Genomic DNA, 19490 nt, shown 5'->3' on the forward strand with positions numbered 1-19490 from the left:
TTCAACAATTAAACATAAATCAATATTACAATTCCAATTATTACGGATGTTACATTAACCGACTTTACTATTAGCAACTTTGTAGTTTGTTGATTATATTTTTATTAGAGCCCCTTAAATTTTTATGAATGACTTTATTTTCATCCAATGCCCCAATTGTCAAACAGAATATCAAGTCAGCCTCGATGTGGTTTCTGCTGGAAAATCTAAAGCTAAATGTGGCAACTGCCATACTTCTTTTGTTATTAAAGAGAATATGGTAAATCATTCTTTTTTGGATACTACTTATCAAAAAAATAGCCAAAACACCCCGCAAGACAATAAACAGACAACATCCCTTTCCCAAGAAAATATTGGCTTAAAACAATCTAATGATTCTCAAAATTATTTAGAGAGTTTTGCCATTAACGACACTGATAAATTCGATTTTGAAGGAGAAAACCCTTTTTCTGATGATTTTGGTGATGAATGGTCGAAGCCAATCACAGAACTTCAGACCAAAGATAAACTCTATGATTTAAGTAATGCTCATATAAATAATAAGAAGGATACTTACACGTCTTGGTCTATTAAACGTCCTCCAATAGATTTAAATGGTGCCCCTCCGTATTATGTGAGCACTAATGCAGACCTTAGCATTCCATTTGAAAATATAACTTTCAAACCTGTCTCGTCTAAAACAAATTTTGAAAAGCTAAGTAAAAGAGCAAAGGCCGCACCCTATATCACACCTTTTGTTTGGTTTATAGGCTGTTTGTTTTTGACGCTTCTTTTAATCGCTCAATACACATTCTTTAACCTAGATAATTTGGTCAAAAATCCATCACATAGGCATCATTTACAGAGCTTCTGCAATATTTTTGCATGTGCCATACCTAACGCAGATATTTCTAAAATTTCAATCACAAACCAGATATTTAAACCGAGTAGCATTAAAGCAAATGCTACTGACATTATGGCTGCCATTACTAATATGAGCAGGGAAGATCAAATATTTCCAAACATCAAAGTAAAGATTTATGGATCAAAAGGTATTATTGGTGACTTTATAGCCTTGCCAGAAGAATACTTGCTAACACCGCAACGTATTATCGGGCACTCACAGCTTAGTATTTTTATGCTAACGGTACCTATTGAAAAAAGAAACATTAGTAAAATAGAGATTACCCCTTTCTACTAACAACTGTTTCTTAGCAATTTTCTATAAAAAACTCTCTAACGACACTAATATTATCTTCCAGCTCTTAAAGGTCAGCTGACATTAAAGACAGTTAACCTTAATCAATTAATAGTATTATAATGCTTCAAGGCATTACTGCCACAAGGTATACGCTTTTGTAAAATATACTGCATGCTTACGTCGTTTTGTTCAGCACACGCTGATAATAGTTCACTAATATTAAATAATTCTATGCCTTTTTTTGTGTTTTTAATATTATATTTGCTCGGGATAATTAGAATGGATATAACTACCTCAACGCCTAGTCAAGAATCTATTGTTGAGAAGGCTATTGAAAATGGAGATTCACTTCATACTTGTCATACTTCAGCAAAAACCCCTCTACGTGACCATGTACATGTAGCAGTTACCCAGTATTTATCAGAATTAGACGACCAACTTCCTACCAGCTTATATCAAACAGTCATGCAAGAAGTCGAAAGACCCCTATTGGAGGTGGTGCTTGCAAAGACACAAGGTAATCAATCAAAATCTGCGAAAATTTTGGGGTTAAATCGTGGAACTTTGAGAAAAAAACTAGAATTATATGGACTCATGTGACGTCTAGAGTTGTCTTAAAAAATATAAATTTTTAGAAAATAGATGCTTACGTGTATGGCATACTTTTTTGTTACGTCAAGTTTAAGCCACCTTAATTTTTAGCTTAGAAAACTTTAAGCTGCAAAAATTCACAACCTTTAAGCTAAAACGTGCTAGCTAGTTGTTAGGAAAATATAAGTTTAACTTTGTTATAATATCTATTTTTTTGATTCTCCACTCTATAAATATTATTTGTTTATGCGAGTGTGTTGAACGAGTGGGAATACACCTCTAACTTTTGCGCCACTCTTAAATTCTTCTATCAGGTCGTTTAAATTACATTACCTATCCTAAATAATTGGAAACTACTATGACTACAAAGCCCTATGCTCTTATTTCAGTTTCTGACAAATCTAAAATTGATACTTTTGCTCAAGGGTTACTTGATGCTGGCTATGATTTACTTTCGACAGGAGGCACTTATCGTTTATTATCTGATAAAGGGATAGCGGTAACAGAAGTAGCTGACTACACTGAATTTCCTGAAATGATGGACGGGCGCGTAAAAACACTGCACCCTAAAATTCATGGTGGTATTTTAGGTCGCCGTGGTCAAGATGATAGCGTAATGACTGAATACGGTATACGACCTATTGACTTAGTTATTGTCAATTTATATCCTTTTGCTCAAACAGTTGCAAATCCCAATGTTACCAAAATCGATGCCATTGAAAATATTGATATTGGCGGACCCACTATGGTCCGCGCGGCCGCCAAAAACCATGAGCATGTTGCCATTGTTACTAATCCAAATGACTATGAGAAAGTGTTGAGTGAGCTCAAAGAAGCAGGGCATCTCTCACAAAAAACCCGTTATGATTTAGCCGTTAAAGCGTTTGAGCATACTGCTCACTATGACGGTATGATTGCCAACTTCCTCGGTAGCCGTCTTAAATCATTTGAACAGCCTGAAGATTTTTCTCGTACTTTTAATGTGCATATGACCAAGTCACAAGATTTACGTTATGGAGAAAACCCGCATCAAAAAGCAGCTTTTTATGTAGAAGATAGTTATTCTCGAAATAGTAACTCCCCAAATAGTAAAAATGCTATAGCCAGTATCGCAACTGCTCAACAACATCAGGGTAAACAGTTATCATATAACAATATTGCTGACACTGATGCGGCACTTGAATGTGTAAAATCATTCGAACACTCAGCTTGTGTCATTGTTAAGCATGCTAATCCATGTGGTGTAGCTATTGATGCTGATCAAACTCAAGCGTATAAAATAGCCTTTAGTACTGATCCTGAATCTTCATTTGGCGGTATCATCGCCTTTAACCGGCCGTTAACACCTCAAACTGCACAAGCTATTATAGATACTCAGTTTGCTGAAGTTATTATCGCACCCAGTATAGAAGAAGGTGTTCTAGATATTACCGCTAAAAAGAAAAATGTACGTGTATTAACTTGTGGTAATTTACCTAGCCCGCTACAGCGTCAACCCCAGCTTGACTATAAACGTGTAACCGGGGGCTTACTTGTTCAAAATCAAGATCTTGATCTGATAACTGAAAGTGAGCTTACAATAGTAACGGATCTTAAGCCAACCGCTGAGCAAATTGAAGACTTATTATTTACTTGGACCGTCGCCAAATACGTTAAGTCTAATGCTATTGTATATGGTAAAGAAAAACGCACAATAGGTATTGGCGCCGGACAAATGAGCCGAGTTAATTCAGCTCGCATCGCAGCGATTAAGGCAGAGCATGCTAATCTTACTACTCAAGGGGCGGTCATGGCATCAGATGCATTCTTCCCATTTAGAGATGGTATCGATAATGCAGCAGGTGTCGGAATAAAAGCCATTATTCAACCAGGAGGCTCGATTCGAGATGATGAAACTATTGCGGCCGCTAATGAGCATGGCATCGCCATGGTATTTACAGGTATGCGTCATTTCCGTCATTAAAAGTAAATAACTTTTATGCATATTCTTTATCTTTTATGCACATTCTTTACATTGGACTAAAAAGAAGCCGTCAATATTGACGGCTTCTTTTGTTACCCATTATATAACGGGACTTTACAGGCATAAACGTTCACAGATATTCAAACCTATTATGTTTTATATTCCTGCAATCTCATTAATAACACTTTGATTTTTAACCACCTTAGTCGCCGTTTCTAAGTAATCCAAATAGTCAGAAAACTCCTCAAGTCCACGACTTTGCTTCTCATTACCAGCTACCATCATACGCTCAGCCGTAGAGACTTGGTCCGCTGTTTTTTGATTAATAACATCCATTACTAATACAGTTGCGCCCATATCAGTGGCCTGCGAGGTAGCAAGTAATTTACCTGGTGTGGTATTTTGACTAAACACAACTGCTTTTTCAATAGAAGTTAGTTGAGGGGTTTGCCGACTGACTTCTCCTAAAGATTCAAAGCTAATATCGACCGCATCTAAGCCGCCATTATTCACTTTTAATGCAATATCTTTAGCTTTAGCTAGAGCTAACTCTGTAGCCTTCTCCTTCACTAAAATCTGTTCGATATCTGCAGCAGCTTGTTCAAGTGTTAATGGTTTAATGGGACGATAATTAGTAGGCTGTACCCATACTATCTGATTATTTACTGAAATGCTGGTGCTTACTGACTCGTCATGTAATGCGTACTCATCAAAAGCCGCCTCAATTACCGCAGGTTGATTCAGTACGGTTGTATTGCTAAGCTCGGTATAATCTTTCAGTGTTTTTACTTGCAACTCTTCTTGTTGTGCAATATCTTCGATACTAACACCGTCTGTTGCCATCTCATTAATTCGAGTAATCTTATCGGCTATGAACGATTCTCTCTTTCGATTTTCCGCTCGAGTAACTAATTCTTCCCGCATACTATCTAGCGAGGGTATGTCATTACCTTCAATATTAGTAACTTGAAAAATCTGGTAGCCAAAGCTAGTTTTTACAGGATCAGAGATTTCCCCTTTTTTTAGGTCTTTTATTGCCAAAGCAACTTTTTCGCCATCTTCTCCAAATGCCTCAGGGTTAAATGTACCAATATCTCCACCCTTTTTTCGGCTAATAGGATCTTCAGAGAACTCTTTAGCAAGCACAGAGAACTTCTCACCATTCTTTATACGTTTTTGTATTTTTTCAATTGTACTGGTCGCATTGTCTCCAGTTAACAATATTTGACTTAATTGTTGAGTATACTGATCGCCATAAGATGTTTTAAAAAGATTATATTGAGCTTGAATATCCTCTTCCGTAACTGGCTCTAAAGCTGTTTTCGCGGGATCTAAAACCACATATGATAAATCAACCATTTTCAAACTATTTTGTTCATTAGCATGTTCTTTGTAGTAAGCTTCAATCTCATTGTTGTCAACTGAAACCTGTTTCTCGAAATTTTTCCATGGCAATCTATGCACCCAAACGGATCGGGTTTTTAGATGTAAAGCTAAAAAATTATCGACCTGTGAGTTTGGATAAAGGGCAGTTTGGACAATACCTGAAAACAATTGTCTTACATTCAGCTGTTGTCTATAGTCCTCGAATAATTGATCTTTGGTAATACCTGCTTGCTTTAATGCATAGGCAAATCGCTCATTAGAAAATTGGCCATTTTCATCTAAAAACTGCGGATCTTGTATCAGCATATCGTTGATTATTTCATCCGATAAATGCATGCCCAGTTTTTCTGAATGCTGACGTAATAATGCTCTGTTAATCAAGCCTTTTAAAACCTCTTCATTCAGCTGAGCATTATTGATATAGCTTGCGTCAATACCTGAAGCTGCAAGCTCACTTCGTTTATTATTGATAGCTTCTTGATACTCAGCGCGTGTAATGACTTGATCACCCACTTTGGCCACATCATTTGCGCTTGATCCGCCACTAAAATAGCTTTCAAGCCCAAGTATGACTAAAGGCGACAAACAAATTATAAGAAGAATTCTACCTGGCCAGCTTTTTAAAAAATCTCGAATGGAATCCATAGCAATCATCAATTAATAAGTTAAAATTAAAGTATCGCAATATCATACGTGAAAATAGTCTAGCACACAAAAAAAACGCACCCCTAGGTGCGTTATTATTTACATTTAAACGTATTTGAGTAAGCAAAAAATATTTGCTTAGTTTAAACGATCTTTAAGACCTTTGCCTGCTTTAAAATGAGGTACACGGCTTGCTGGAATTTGTAGTTCTTCACCAGTTTTAGGATTACGACCGGTGCGGGCTTTGCGATCTTTAACGCTAAAAGTACCAAAACCAACCAACGAAATTGATTCATTATTTTCTAAAGCTTCGCCTACACTTTCCATCATGGCATTCAATGCCTCTGACGCTTGGGTTTTATTAAGACCACTTTTTTCAGCGATGCTATCAACCAATTCTGATTTGTTCATAAGGTATTCCTTCAAAATGAATGTAATTCAACGTAAATTTTATAGCTTAACAAAAAAATAAGCAACAACTTAACCCAGAAAAATGACGTAATGATGACAAAACGTAAACTTTTCAAATAGAGTAATTTCTAATACATTAAGCGGTAAATGCAGTTATAGCAAGGGGCACAGCTTTGTGCAAGTAATTTTACACAATATTTCTAAAATTAGTACTTTTTAAGCTATTTAACGGTCTATTTCAAGAAAATTTACGCTATTTTAAGAAAGTTAAGGCTTTATCATATCAGCTATTAATTTTTTAGTAAGTAACACTTGTGACACTTTGGTCACAAACGATAGCAATTTTAATAATAGATAATTTAATTATGGAAAAAATTTAAAAAAACTTAGGGCATATAAATGAATTGCAGTTATCCAAGTTGAAAACACGAATTTTTTACGTTATATATTAAAATGGACTCCGCACATAATGCGATCAAGATTATTAAATCAACAAGCTGACATTAGTCATGGTTTAAATGAGCTATGGTGCGACCTTTCAATATGATATGATTCCCATCATCAAAAATTTATAATAATTTATAAGATAGATATTCAATAATAATGCGATATAAATTACATACCTCATTTTAGCACTATATTATCGTTAATTATCTTAGCTTTTAACTAGAGTCTTAAATCTATAATAGGTTCAATATGAGTCAACACTCCATCTCTAACTCTCTACTGAATGTAGCTCTTGTACTTGCAGAGTCAGCAATTACAATAGTTTTGAGAGTTGATCCAAAACTTCGCCAAGCTATGTATCCATTAGCAAAAAAAAATACAGTTGTGTCTATAAGAAGTTACCTACCGCATGTGCAGTTTTATGCGACATTTACGGCTCGAGGCATCTTGTTAGATAGCACTATTTCTAAAGAAAACGCTGAAGCTGATGTGGTTATTAATGCTTTTAGTCATCAGTTAATAAGCTCACTATTTAGTAACGATGTTAAGCAAGTTCACAAGCTAACTATGCGCGGTAATACCGAAACAGTTACTCAATTACGTCAGTTCCTAACTCAACTAGGCTTTGCTAGTCTCTTGAAAGGCGTTATTGAAACTGTCAAGGGTAATAAAAATAGTAAAGGTAAAGAGCCAAACGTCGAACAGAGAAAGGAGGCTGACTATAAAGCTAAAGTACAGGAACAACAATTACAGATTACTACATTATCCGTACGCAACCGTGAGCTTGAAGTTAGCATAAAAGAAGAACAAAGCAAATTAAAAACCACTCTAATAGCTTTAGTAGTAGCTTCCATCGTTGCCTTAGTATCCCTTATAGGATGGTTGTTTATGTAACGTTAGCCATGTTTGACGTTCGTTTATAAATAACATATATGGGTATGACCGTTTTCTATATCACTTATTTCTATATCACTTACCTAATCAATTAATAACTATTATACATTCATTTTTGTTTGTGTTGGTGTAAGCCCACTTACCGTAAATAAGACCTACTGTATGGCTACTCTCTTAAATAAACTCTCTTAAATAAAGCCTGCTTTATTAGAAATAATCTAGCTATTGGATGCAGGATAATACATTAAAACCCTTCAAAACTACTCTCACCTTCTTTTACTAACCTAAAACAAAACATAACTAATAATACAATAATTAATCTTGACTATTTTACTCGGGATTAACTATAATAAGTTACATACAAACTTATAGCAATCTTATAGCAATATCAGTGGAGATAAATTATGCGTTTAACGACTAGAGGAAGATATGCTGTTACAGCCCTACTTGACTTAGCAATTCAAGACGGTAATTCCTCTGAAGCTGTCTCATTATCGGATATTGCTAAACGGCAATCCATTTCAATCTCTTATCTCGAGCAATTATTCTCAAAGCTAAGAAAAGCAGGATTGGTAACAAGTACACGCGGAGCCTCAGGAGGCTATCATTTAGCTAAGCCATTAACTGATATTAATGTCATGGCTATTATCTCTGCGGTAGATGAATCCGTGAACTCCATGCAATGTGAAGGCAAAGGAAACTGTCAAGGCGGAGCAATGTGCCTAACGCATGATTTATGGTGTGCTTTGTCAAAACATATTGAGCAGTACTTGCAAAATATATCTTTAGCCCAATTATTACAGATGGAAAATGTTCCAGATGTATCACATCGTCAACAATTACTATCTGAAACAGTATCCGATAGACTTAATTCAAAAATAATTTTCTCAGCCAGTGAGGTTCACCCAGCATGAGCAATCAAGATCGCCCTATTTATTTAGACTATGCTTCAACCACCCCTGTCGACCCTCAGGTAGCTAAGAAGATGTCTGAGTACATGACATTTGACGGTATGTTTGGTAACCCAGCTTCTCGTTCACATGGCTATGGGTGGCAAGCCGAAGAAGCTGTCGAAATTGCACGTCAGAAAATTGCTGATTTAGTTCGAGCTGATCCTCGCGAGATTGTGTTTACTTCTGGTGCTACTGAATCTGATAACCTTGCTATAAAAGGAGCTGCGCATTTCTACGAGAGTCGTGGTAAACATATCATAACCAGTAAAATTGAACATAAAGCAGTACTCGATCCTTGTCGTCAATTAGAGCAAGAAGGGTTTGAAATTACTTATCTCGAGCCAGAGCCTAGTACTGGTCTTATTAAGCCCGATCAAGTTAAAGAGGCATTGCGTGAAGATACTATCTTAGTATCGTTAATGATGGTCAATAATGAGCTTGGCACCCTGACAGATATTAAAACGATTGGCGAAATCACTCGTGAAGCGGGGGTTGTTTTTCATGTTGATGGTGCTCAAGCCGCTGGTAAGATTAATATTAACTTAGAAGAACTTAAAGTAGATTTAATGAGTTTTTCCGCCCATAAAATATATGGTCCTAAAGGTATTGGTGCGTTATTTGTACGCCGTAAGCCACGTATCCGATTACGGGCTGAACAACATGGTGGTGGTCATGAACGTGGTATGCGTTCTGGAACGCTTGCAACCCATCAAATTGTTGGTATGGGAGAGGCTTTTGCTATTGCAGCCGAGCGTTTACAACAAGATCATGAGCACGCAAAAAAACTACGTCAAAAACTTTGGGATGGCATTCAGGATATTGAAGAAATTTATCTAAATGGCAGTGCTGAAAACAGTATTCCTAACATTGTTAATATTAGCTTTAACTTTGTTGAAGGTGAATCGCTAATGATGTCACTTAAAGACATGGCGGTATCTTCAGGGTCTGCATGTACATCAGCAACACTTGAACCCTCTTACGTATTACGTGCCATTGGACGCCCAGATGAACTTGCGCATAGCTCCATTCGCTTCAGCTTTGGACGCTATACGACAGAAGAAGATATTGATGTTATCTTAGTGCAAATCCATGAAGCCGTTGATAAATTAAGAGATTTGTCCCCACTTTGGGACATGTATAAAGATGGTGTAGATTTAAATTCAGTGGAATGGGCTGAACACTAAATTAAGCCAAACGAACACAGATGCGTCATGAATGAAGGTAACTCTTAACTAGGTTTATCCATAGTGCCGTTATCACGATCAATCATGATTTAATGAGTAACTTAAATATCTAGGTTAGAACCCAGGAGAATAAAAATGGCTTATAGTAACAAAGTAATTGACCACTATGAAAACCCACGTAATGTTGGCAATCTTGACAAAGATGCTGCTAATGTCGGCACGGGCATGGTTGGTGCTCCAGCTTGCGGTGACGTTATGCGTTTACAAATTCAGGTTGGGGATGATGGTATCATTGAAGATGCCAGATTTAAAACCTATGGCTGTGGCTCTGCTATTGCTTCAAGCTCACTGGTAACGGAATGGTTAAAAGGTAAAACTTTAGATCAAGCCTCTGAGATTAAAAATAAGCACATTGCAGAAGAGCTGGCACTACCTCCAGTTAAAGTACATTGCTCTGTACTGGCTGAAGATGCTATTAAAGCGGCGATTAATGACTACCGTATTAAATCTGAATCGACGACTGCCTAACTAAAGCTGGTTAAAAGGTACTATTTAGAAAGATATTATTTCCAATAAGTATTAGGGTTCTTTAGCTTTGCTAACGTCTCATTACGTATTCTTAAATGGAACTTTCAAGGTTCACATTTAAATTACTAAGTCTAAAATATTTAGTAAATTAGCATAATTGACTGATATATTAACAATAGGAAAGTCTTGATGATTGAATTGACCGAACGTGCTGCAAAACACGTTACAGATTATCTTAGCAACCGTGGTCACGGTGAAGGAATCCGAGTTGGCATCCGTACTGCAGGGTGTTCAGGGCTTGCCTATGTATTAGAATTTGTCGATGAGCCTGATGAGAGTGATAAAAAGTTTAATAGTAATGGTGTCAATATTTTCGTAGACCCAAAGAGTATGGTGTATCTTGATGGCTTACTAATGGATTATGTTAGCGAAGGATTGAATGAAGGCTTCAAATTTACGAATCCGAACCAAAAAGGCGAATGTGGCTGCGGTGAATCATTTACTGTTTAACTTTTATAAACTCATAATTTAGTTGCCACTCTACCGCTTAATATTTATATTATTCATTATAAAAAACCAAATCTGACGACTAAGCCTTGTCAGTTTTGGTTTTACAATAACAATAATCTTAATATAAGCTAACTTGCCAAGCTTATGGTATCCAACCTATTTTCATTGAATAAATAGCTGTTTAGACTTAATATAGCTTCAATATTTCAAGTGAATCGCAGTAGTAAACTAGCTTATAAGCAATCTAACGTATAAAACTGTAATGATGTAGTATCCATTAATTCATTCTGTAATTGATCCACAGTTATTTAATATCAGTTACTTAATATCAGTTACTTATTATCTATCAGTTATTCACTAATATTTCATGTTATGATAATGCATTAAACCACCTAACAGCACCCCTTGCCTATGACTAACACTGAACCTACCTTTGCTAATTTTTTTGAATTGTTTGATCAACCTATCAGTTTTAAGATTGATTCTGCAAAATTAAATACTCGTTTAAGACAATTACAAAGGCAGTTTCATCCTGATAAGTCAGATGAGTCTCTACCGCCAAACTCGCAGAAAAACTCTGCTCTTATTAACCATGCTTACAATATTCTTGTTCATCCTGATAGTCGTGCCAATTATTTATTAGAGCTTTCTGGTCAAGAGATGGATATGAATGCTTCAATTTCTGATTTAGGCTTTCTGGATGATGCTATGGATATGCGCATAAACTTAGATAATGCGGCCCATTCCTCTAATTTGTCTGCTATTAAATCACTGCAAGTTAATCTTGATGAACGGTTACATAAACAATCAACACGTTTTGAAGCTGCTTATCAAAGCAAGGATTGGCCCGTAGCTATCGATGCCACACAGAAGCTAAGGTTTCTCGTTAAACTTAAAAAAGATATGGATATCGCCATCGATGATTTACATCTGCAATCTGACAATGATGACGACATATATTTATAAGCAAACATTCCGTACTTTTCTGTGTTGTAGATTGTATAATTAAATAAAACCATTTAAATCTTTCTTACATTGAGTGTGTCATGTCCCTATTACAAATTGCAGAACCAAACCAAAGCACAAAACCCCATGAGCATACGTATGCCTTAGGTATAGACTTAGGTACAACACGCTCCATGGTTGCAGTTGTTCGTTCAGGGAGACCTGCTTTGATTGAAGCTGATGAGAGCGGAGATACTTTATTACCCTCTGTAGTCTATTACGGTAATAAAGCAAGCTCAACACCCATTGTTGGTAAACGAGCCTTATCATTTTTTGAATCAGACCCGGTCAATACGATTATTTCAGCAAAGCGTTTCATGGGGAGGAGCATACAGGATATTAAATTTTCACACCCATATGAACTAAAAACTAGCACAACCAGCCAAGATGCGATGCCCTCGTTCGTAACCGCCCGTGGAGACACTTCTCCAGTCCAAGTGTCTGCTGATATTTTACTTACTCTAAAGCAGCGCGCTATTGCCGCTTTGCCAGATGACAGTATTAAGGGTGCCGTTATAACCGTACCTGCTTATTTTGATGAAGCACAACGTCAAGCTACAAAAGATGCAGCACAATTAGCAGGTCTTAATGTATTACGCTTACTTAATGAGCCTACCGCTGCTGCCGTGGCTTATGGATTAGATAAACAGACTGAAAACAAATCGAACAATATTGTATCAACCAAAGAACAGTTATACCTCATTTATGATTTAGGCGGTGGGACTTTTGATGTCTCACTTTTGAGGATGAATGAGGGTGTCTTTGAGGTTTTAGCAACAGGTGGTAATAGTGCATTGGGTGGGGATGATATTGACCGCCTTATTATGGGATGGTTATTAAAGCAAGTCCATCTTACATCCAAAGACGTTACCGCCCAACAAAAAACGCAAATCGCTCGCCAAGCAGAAACCTTCAAACAAGCACTGAGCCTTGACAATAGCGTAGATATTTCAATAGATATCTCGGATAAGAGCTTCAAAGGTCAGCTTAATAACGAAACATTAACTAAAATTATTAACCCTATTATTAAACGCACTTTGTCAGCATGTGAACAGGTAATGCGTGATGCCAATGTGACTATATCTGATCTCAACGAGATTATCATGGTGGGTGGTTCTACTCGTATGCCCGTCATTCAAGATGCTGTAAAACAGTATTTCAATAAGCAGCCTTTAGCCCATCTCAATCCTGATGAAGTCGTTGCTTTAGGAGCAGCTCAAGTCGCTGAACAACTTATAAAAAAAGACAAATCTGATAATGTCTTACTATTGGATGTCACGCCTTTATCTTTAGGATTAGAGACGATGGGCGGTTTGGTAGAGGTACTTATTCCACGTAATACACCCATCCCGGTTGCAAAGCGCCAAACCTTTACCACTTATCAAGATGGGCAGACGGGTATGGTAATTCATGTTGTTCAAGGTGAACGAGATACCGTTGAAAATTGCCGTTCATTAGGTCAATTTGAGCTTTACGGTATTCCGCCTATGAAAGCTGGACTTGCCCGTATTGAGGTTACTTTTGATATTGATGCGAATGGTCAACTTTCTGTAAGTGCTCTAGAAACAACTACCGGAGTAAAAAGTGACATTATAATCACTCCCTCTTATGGTTTAAGTGATGAGCAACAAGAACAGCTCTTACGGGCAGGCTTTGAAAATGCAGAACACGATAAGCAAGCTCGAAGTTTAATCGAAACAAAAGTAGAAGCAGAACGTGAGATATTAGCCTTACACTCTGCTTTACTAGAGTTTAAAGACTTGATTTCCCATGATAATCTACAAAAACTCGAATACGCTATGGTGCAACTGCAAGAGTCATTGGATAAAGTTGAGTCTTCTAAGGCTTCGGACTTACTACAAATCAAATCAGAAATTGAGTCGAAGCAAGCTATGCTAAAACCACTAAGTGATGCTTTTGCAGCTCGCATTATGAACCAAAGTGTCAAGCAGTCGCTAGCAGGTACTCGTACCGAGGATTGGTCTAAATAGACTTATGATAAGCCATCTATATTCTCCTAAGTATTATACGTGTAGCTTATTAAATTTATTTGCAATGAAACTGGAAAACTGTATGCCAAAGATCACATTACTCCCTCATCATGAAATTTGCCCAGAAGGTGCAGAGGTTGAACTTGAAAGTGGCGACAACCTTTGTAAGGGCTTATTAAACAAAGGCTTTAAAATTGAGCACGCCTGTGAAATGTCGAAGGCGTGTACCACTTGTCACGTCATTGTTCGTAGAGGGTTCAATAGCCTTGAAGAAATGGATGATATTGAAGCAGACTTATTAGATAGAGCATGGGGGTTAGAACCTGATTCACGCTTATCCTGTCAGGTGCAAGTTGATGATACGGATTTAGTGGTGGAAATTCCAAAATACACGCTTAATCATGCTAAAGAAAATCATTAAACCAATCTACTATCACACATTACCGAAGCCTTTAAAAAAGCACCCAACTGGGTGCTTTCTTTTATTAATAAACCACTTAAATTATCAAACACTTGAATATCAGCAATAAAGCAATTAAACATGGATATCTTATGATTTAATGTCCATTAGTCAATTTCTATTTTACTGCATTTTCCAATCAAAAGGCATTTGGTTGTGACCACGCAATGCCATCATCAAGGTTTGTTGCATAGCAAGATATACCTCCTCAGTATACGGCACTGCTGGTGTACCCCAAACAGGATTAGGCCAAGCTAAGTCATTACTATAACGAACAATATGATGGAAATGTAACTGAGGTACTTGGTTGCCCAATGCAGCGACATTCATTTTATCAGCATTAAAAGTCTTTGCCATCTGGCTAGAAAGCCAACTAGACTCACGTAAAAATTGTGCCTGATCTGCTGCAGATAACTCATAAATTTCTTGTACACCAGCAACTCTAGGCACTAAAATCAACCAAGGAAACTGACAGTCGTTAATGAGACGGCAAGTTGATAAAGGAAAGTCACCCACTAAAAAAGAGTCTTTTGCAAGTTTTGGATGAAGTTGAAACATATTGGCTCTCTTATTTTTTTAATCATTCAGCAAACCATCATTTTATCAGGTATTGCATTTATATTATAGATGCTTAGCAATGTTTAGTTATGTATACTTAGTTATGCAAACGAATATGAAGGTAATACTAAATAGCTAACTATTTAAAATAGCTTATCTTACCCATAAAAAAAAGCCTTGATTTCTCAAGGCTGTCTAAAAAATTCATGAAACACTGTATCAGTCAAAGGAGCAAGTTATTATTATAATTATCTAATTTTTATTGTTATTATTATTTTATAATTATTATTTGATTCTCCTAAAAAATCTTAACTTAGTTTGAATTTGCATCTTTTTATTATAATTACCATAATAATTAAATTAAAGATTTTACATTTCCATTGCATCATCTACTTCATCATCAAACCAGTCAGGCAGTTGTAAATCTTCAAGTTCCACTGCTAAAGAAATATTTAAAAGTCGATTTTTCATTGTACTTTTCCCGTCTAGTCTTTTCTAGCTACTGTTGTTTACATCGTTTTAATTCAATCCCTTTTATTTAGTGTTTACAACAATACAGACACCATATGACAAATTAATGAACTCGTAGTGACAATTTGATTACGGCTCATATCACTAATCTAGAGCTACTTAAAGCTACTGTAGTCTGAATTAATTTTAACCTAAAAGCCAAACCAACTAGACTATATTTAGTTATGTCCGTATTCAGATTATGGTAAAACAGTCATATGCTAGTTAATCAGACTAGCCTATTTTATTCCCTGCATTTGCATCTTTTTTTACATGCTTAGCAAAATGGTTTAATAGCTCTTGCACTGCCACCACCCGCTTTTGTGGGTTATCCAACTTTTCGGAATTGGTATAGCGAATACCGGAGGCACCATTCATACGATATCGATTACCATCGGACTGTATAAGTTGTATGATTGCTATAGCATCGACTGGAGTATCTGGTGCAAATTCGAGTGTCACACTACTCGAAGTAGCATCTATTTTATGAATAGCCAAAAGGTCTGCTTGTAATCTCAGTTGATGGATAGCAAATAGTTGCTTAGTTTGATCTGGCAGACCACCAAAACGATCAATCATTTCGGTGCGAATGTCTATAAGAACCTCTTTATCATCAGCATTACTAATACGTTTGTAAAATAATAAACGTTGCGGCACATCGTTTACGTAATCCTCTGGTATCAAAGCCGAGCAATGCAGGTTAATTTCACTAGTTAGTGACAAAGGCGAATTCAAATCAGGCTCTTTACCAAGCTTTATGGCCTTTGTGGCCCTATCCAGCATGTCCATATACAGACTAAAGCCAATGGACTGCATATTACCGCTCTGCTGCTTCCCTAATATCTCTCCTGCCCCACGAATCTCTAAATCTTCACTAGCTAGCATGAAACCAGCACCCAACGTGTTAGCACGCTCAATAGCAGTCAGGCGCTTTTTAGCATCGCCTTTTAATCCTTTAATAGTAGGCACTAACAAATAACAATAAGCTTGGTGATGACTGCGCCCAACTCGTCCACGCAATTGATGCAATTGCGCCAGACCGAATTTATCAGCACGCTCAATAATGATGGTATTGGCATTAGGAATGTCAATACCGGTTTCAATAATGGTGGTACATACCAACACGTTAAAACTTTTGTGATAAAACTGACGCATCACTTGTTCAAGTCCACGTTCATTCATCTGACCATGTGCCACCCCTACTCGTGCTTCAGGAACAAGATCTCGAATATTTTCAGCCATCCGCTCAATACTGGCAACATCATTATGTAAAATAAACACTTGTCCACCACGCAATAGCTCACGTAGAATCGCCTCTTTCATAACTTGATCTGTTTTTTGCATCACAAACGTTTTAATAGCGAGTCGCCGCGCTGGCGGTGTAGCAATGATAGACATATCACGCATGCCAGTAAGCGCCATATTAAGCGTACGAGGAATTGGGGTTGCCGTCATCGAGAGGCTATCAATATCACTCTGCATCGCTTTGATACGTTCTTTATGACGTACCCCAAAGCGATGCTCTTCATCCACAATCATCAAACCTAAGTTAGCAAATTTGACATCTTTTTGTAGCAGCTTATGCGTGCCAATAACTATATCCACCTTGCCATTTTGCAAATCATCTAAGACTTTTTGCTGATATTTTTTGCCACCAAACCTTGAGAGTGACTCAATACGAATCGGCCAATCAGCAAAGCGATCTTGAAAGTTGTCTTCGTGCTGCCCTGCTAGCAAGGTCGTTGGCACCAACACCGCTACTTGATAACCGCTATTAACCGCTATAAAAGCAGCGCGCATAGCGACTTCTGTTTTACCAAAGCCAACATCACCACAAATGAGCCTATCCATAGGTTTATTTTGTTTCATATCATGAATAACGGCGTCAATAGCATTCGCTTGATCAGGTGTTTCTTCAAAAGCGAACTGACTGGCAAACAGCTCATACTGGGCAGCATCTACTTTAAAATGGATACCCTCTTTGGCAGCTCGGCGTGCCTGAATATTTAACAGTTCGGCAGCCACATCATGAATTTGTAGTAATGCTTTTTGTTTGGCTTTATCCCATTTACCACTGCCAATTTTATGTAATGGCGCTAGCGCTGGGTCGCCACCACTGTATCGACTAATCAGCTGTAAATTGGCCACGGGTACATAAATACTCGCACCTTCTGCATATTTAAGATGAATGAATTCCTGCTCTCCCTCACCCACATCAAGGGTTAGTAATCCATGGTACCGTCCTATACCTTGATCTATATGTACAACAGGACTACCTTCTGTCAATTCAGTCACACTTTTAATCAAAAACTCTTCAGATACATCACTTTGGCGGCGGCGCCGAGTTTGTAACACTTGCCGGCCAAATAGCTGGGTTTCACTAACGATAGAGAAATGCCCGATAATTATCGAACCCCGTTCAATTGGAGCAACAGTCAAGCCCACAGTTGGCTTAGTTGTTATACTATCTGTCGAGCTTACCGGTCTAGGATTCTGATATAGCTCACTGTTTAAAAATTGTGTTAAGTTGTCAAAAGTTTGTACATTTAGTTTATTTTTAAATAATTCTAATATAATTTCACGGCGACCAGCTGTCTCAGCAACGACTAAAATAGCCCGGTTGTTATTGCTTACCTTATCGCTAAAGTTATATAGCTCTTTGTCTGTTTGCCAACTCCCATTAGCATATTTAAGCAATTCGGCTAGTGGCTCAGCCTTCTGATGGCTCACAGTAAGCTCAGGTGGCGATAGCGTTGGCAGTGCTATTCGACCTGCTTTACTCGATTCATTTCCAGCGTCAATGCTATCATCAAGTTCATGACCCGTTAATATAACGCGGGGGTAGTTATTAAGCTTTTCATTTAACGAATTGCTTGGCAAATACAGAAGTGTCGGTTCCAAAATGGGTTTATCAATGTCATGACGTCGTTCTTCATAACGTCTTTGAATTTGTGACCAATAGTCTGCTTGCGACTCGGTTATACTTTCGTCAATAATAAAAAGAGAGTCTTGTGGAAAATATGAGAATAGATGGCCTGTTGAAGTCCAGTCATCTATATTAAAAAACAACGGTTGATAATATTCAATACCGCTACTGGCAATACCTGCCATAACATCTTTATGTAGCTCAAATTTACGGCTGCTTGCCGTCGGGAACATGGAGGCGAAATTAGTGCGGAACGTCTCTTTACCTTCGTCAAGCGGAAACTCTTTAGCAGGTAAGATTTGAAACTCAGTAATAGGTTTTGAAACATCAGGCAGCTTATGCAATAAAGATAGCGACTCAATAGAAATATCATTTGTTGATTTACCGCTGACCAGTTCATCTAAAGTTTGACTAGACAACGTACGCTGAGTTTGTGGATTAAAAAAACGAATGGACTCAATTTCATCATCAAATAAATCTAAGCGTAAAGGAAACGGCTGACCCATTGCAAAAATATCTATCACACTACCTCGAATCGCAAATTCGCCAGGTTCAAATACATTATCAACAGCACGATAACCCGCAGCAGCCAATTGTGTCCTTTGCGACTCAATATCAAAAGTATCTCCCACACTCAAATCAAAATGCTGACCAATCAGCCAACTTGGCGGCGCTACCCGTTGCATAAGGGTATGGATACTAATTAGTAAGATGCCACTTTTAGGCATCTCTGTTAACAAATTTATTCTTTCACTAACGATATCTTGATGCGGCGATAACTCGTCATAAGTTAAGGTTTCCCAATCTGGAAAAACATAGGCATCCACCCCGCAAAATGCGAGCTCAGTTTCAATTTGATTCAGCTGATTTTGATTTTTGGTAACCACCACCTTTAGCCGATTTTGAACATCCGCTATAGGACAGTCAGTCAAGCTAGCTAACCATAAACTGCCCGTTGCTCCATAAGCTTGCGATAACCAGCGCCGCTGCGACTCTGGAATGGGAAACAAATTATGATTAATAGGATCAAAAATATCACTAAGCGAAGAGGCAGATAATATAGACATAAAAACGCGGGATAATCCTTTAGGTGTCAAAAATTTTAGCGTCAGCTTTTCAAAAATAGACTTAAGCTAGGACACTACTATTAGGTTCTCGGTATTAATAGGTAAGTAACAGGTAAGTGAAAGGTAATAAATAGGTAAGTGATAGCATTGATTATAATCATTCAAATTATAACCTAAACTTATCAAGACTCTATTATACGAGTAATTCTTAAGAGTACCAGTAAATCCAAATATTGATTAGCTATACTCTTAGGATGTATTAGGGTCTGTTGAACATCCAA

At 37.4% G+C, this 19490-nt stretch carries 15 protein-coding genes; 11 read left to right on the top strand and 4 right to left on the bottom strand.

Annotation, left to right across the window (positions count from 1 at the left end; genetic code table 11):
• Positions 1-124 precede the first annotated feature (124 nt).
• The 3 genes from AC2SLL_RS01725 (at position 125) to purH (ending at position 3734) form a co-directional block, all read left to right on the top strand.
• A complete protein-coding gene (locus AC2SLL_RS01725) occupies positions 125-1180 on the top strand; it encodes a DUF3426 domain-containing protein (protein ID WP_486529954.1) in 1056 nt (351 codons plus the stop codon).
• Positions 1181-1459: 279 nt separating this feature from the next.
• Complete coding sequence (locus tag AC2SLL_RS01730) at positions 1460-1780, top strand: helix-turn-helix domain-containing protein (RefSeq protein WP_486529955.1); 321 nt, start codon at positions 1460-1462, stop codon at positions 1778-1780.
• Positions 1781-2129: 349 nt separating this feature from the next.
• A complete protein-coding gene (purH, locus tag AC2SLL_RS01735; protein WP_486529956.1) occupies positions 2130-3734 on the top strand; it encodes a bifunctional phosphoribosylaminoimidazolecarboxamide formyltransferase/IMP cyclohydrolase in 1605 nt (534 codons plus the stop codon).
• A gap of 156 nt (positions 3735-3890) precedes the next feature.
• Here purH and AC2SLL_RS01740 read toward each other — a convergent pair whose 3' ends face one another.
• Together AC2SLL_RS01740 and AC2SLL_RS01745 are read right to left on the bottom strand one after the other, a co-directional pair.
• Entirely contained in the window at positions 3891-5765 is a 1875-nt protein-coding gene (locus tag AC2SLL_RS01740) for a SurA N-terminal domain-containing protein (protein WP_486529957.1), read from the bottom strand.
• A gap of 138 nt (positions 5766-5903) precedes the next feature.
• Complete coding sequence (locus AC2SLL_RS01745; RefSeq protein WP_486529958.1) at positions 5904-6176, bottom strand: HU family DNA-binding protein; 273 nt, start codon at positions 6174-6176, stop codon at positions 5904-5906.
• Between the two features lie 696 nt (positions 6177-6872).
• Here AC2SLL_RS01745 and AC2SLL_RS01750 point away from each other — a divergent pair.
• From AC2SLL_RS01750 to fdx, 8 genes are all read left to right on the top strand, one after another.
• Positions 6873-7517 carry a hypothetical protein gene (locus tag AC2SLL_RS01750; protein WP_486529959.1) on the top strand — a complete coding sequence of 215 codons (645 nt, stop codon included), beginning with the start codon at positions 6873-6875 and terminating at the stop codon, positions 7515-7517.
• Between the two features lie 404 nt (positions 7518-7921).
• Positions 7922-8431, top strand: coding sequence for an Rrf2 family transcriptional regulator (locus tag AC2SLL_RS01755; RefSeq protein ID WP_486529960.1), 510 nt, complete (start codon positions 7922-7924; stop codon positions 8429-8431).
• Positions 8428-9654 (top strand): IscS subfamily cysteine desulfurase, encoded by a 1227-nt coding sequence (locus AC2SLL_RS01760; RefSeq protein WP_486529961.1) that lies wholly within the window; start codon positions 8428-8430, stop codon positions 9652-9654. The genes AC2SLL_RS01755 and AC2SLL_RS01760 overlap by 4 nt, the downstream gene beginning before the upstream one ends.
• A 135-nt stretch (positions 9655-9789) precedes the next feature.
• A complete protein-coding gene (iscU, locus tag AC2SLL_RS01765) occupies positions 9790-10182 on the top strand; it encodes a Fe-S cluster assembly scaffold IscU (RefSeq protein WP_486529962.1) in 393 nt (130 codons plus the stop codon).
• 189 nt (positions 10183-10371) lie between these two features.
• Positions 10372-10692, top strand: a complete 321-nt coding sequence (gene iscA, locus AC2SLL_RS01770) for an iron-sulfur cluster assembly protein IscA (RefSeq protein ID WP_486529963.1) — start codon at positions 10372-10374, stop codon at positions 10690-10692.
• Positions 10693-11103: 411 nt separating this feature from the next.
• A complete protein-coding gene (gene hscB / locus AC2SLL_RS01775) occupies positions 11104-11658 on the top strand; it encodes a Fe-S protein assembly co-chaperone HscB (RefSeq protein WP_486529964.1) in 555 nt (184 codons plus the stop codon).
• Positions 11659-11738: 80 nt separating this feature from the next.
• On the top strand, positions 11739-13688 hold the full coding sequence (gene hscA / locus AC2SLL_RS01780; protein WP_486529965.1) for a Fe-S protein assembly chaperone HscA: 1950 nt from the start codon (positions 11739-11741) through the stop codon (positions 13686-13688).
• Positions 13689-13770: 82 nt separating this feature from the next.
• Positions 13771-14109 carry an ISC system 2Fe-2S type ferredoxin gene (fdx, locus tag AC2SLL_RS01785; RefSeq protein ID WP_486529966.1) on the top strand — a complete coding sequence of 113 codons (339 nt, stop codon included), beginning with the start codon at positions 13771-13773 and terminating at the stop codon, positions 14107-14109.
• A gap of 162 nt (positions 14110-14271) precedes the next feature.
• Here fdx and AC2SLL_RS01790 read toward each other — a convergent pair whose 3' ends face one another.
• Both AC2SLL_RS01790 and mfd read right to left on the bottom strand, forming a co-directional pair.
• Positions 14272-14706: an HIT domain-containing protein gene (locus tag AC2SLL_RS01790; RefSeq protein WP_486529967.1), complete on the bottom strand. Its 435-nt coding sequence runs from the start codon at positions 14704-14706 to the stop codon at positions 14272-14274.
• A gap of 744 nt (positions 14707-15450) precedes the next feature.
• The gene (mfd, locus tag AC2SLL_RS01795) at positions 15451-19209 is read right to left on the bottom strand and encodes a transcription-repair coupling factor (protein ID WP_486529968.1); all 3759 of its coding nucleotides are present in this window, start codon (positions 19207-19209) and stop codon (positions 15451-15453) included.
• Positions 19210-19490: the final 281 nt, after the last annotated feature.

The sequence above is a fragment of the Psychrobacter sp. CX97 genome (assembly GCF_057396285.1).

Coding starts and splice junctions, on each gene's coding strand:
- AC2SLL_RS01725 (WP_486529954.1), top strand. CDS start 125: ATGAATGACTTTATTTTCATCCAATGCCCCAATTGTCAAACAGAATAT.
- AC2SLL_RS01730 (WP_486529955.1), top strand. CDS start 1,460: ATGGATATAACTACCTCAACGCCTAGTCAAGAATCTATTGTTGAGAAG.
- purH (WP_486529956.1), top strand. CDS start 2,130: ATGACTACAAAGCCCTATGCTCTTATTTCAGTTTCTGACAAATCTAAA.
- AC2SLL_RS01740 (WP_486529957.1), bottom strand. CDS start 5,765: ATGGATTCCATTCGAGATTTTTTAAAAAGCTGGCCAGGTAGAATTCTT.
- AC2SLL_RS01745 (WP_486529958.1), bottom strand. CDS start 6,176: ATGAACAAATCAGAATTGGTTGATAGCATCGCTGAAAAAAGTGGTCTT.
- AC2SLL_RS01750 (WP_486529959.1), top strand. CDS start 6,873: ATGAGTCAACACTCCATCTCTAACTCTCTACTGAATGTAGCTCTTGTA.
- AC2SLL_RS01755 (WP_486529960.1), top strand. CDS start 7,922: ATGCGTTTAACGACTAGAGGAAGATATGCTGTTACAGCCCTACTTGAC.
- AC2SLL_RS01760 (WP_486529961.1), top strand. CDS start 8,428: ATGAGCAATCAAGATCGCCCTATTTATTTAGACTATGCTTCAACCACC.
- iscU (WP_486529962.1), top strand. CDS start 9,790: ATGGCTTATAGTAACAAAGTAATTGACCACTATGAAAACCCACGTAAT.
- iscA (WP_486529963.1), top strand. CDS start 10,372: ATGATTGAATTGACCGAACGTGCTGCAAAACACGTTACAGATTATCTT.
- hscB (WP_486529964.1), top strand. CDS start 11,104: ATGACTAACACTGAACCTACCTTTGCTAATTTTTTTGAATTGTTTGAT.
- hscA (WP_486529965.1), top strand. CDS start 11,739: ATGTCCCTATTACAAATTGCAGAACCAAACCAAAGCACAAAACCCCAT.
- fdx (WP_486529966.1), top strand. CDS start 13,771: ATGCCAAAGATCACATTACTCCCTCATCATGAAATTTGCCCAGAAGGT.
- AC2SLL_RS01790 (WP_486529967.1), bottom strand. CDS start 14,706: ATGTTTCAACTTCATCCAAAACTTGCAAAAGACTCTTTTTTAGTGGGT.
- mfd (WP_486529968.1), bottom strand. CDS start 19,209: ATGTCTATATTATCTGCCTCTTCGCTTAGTGATATTTTTGATCCTATT.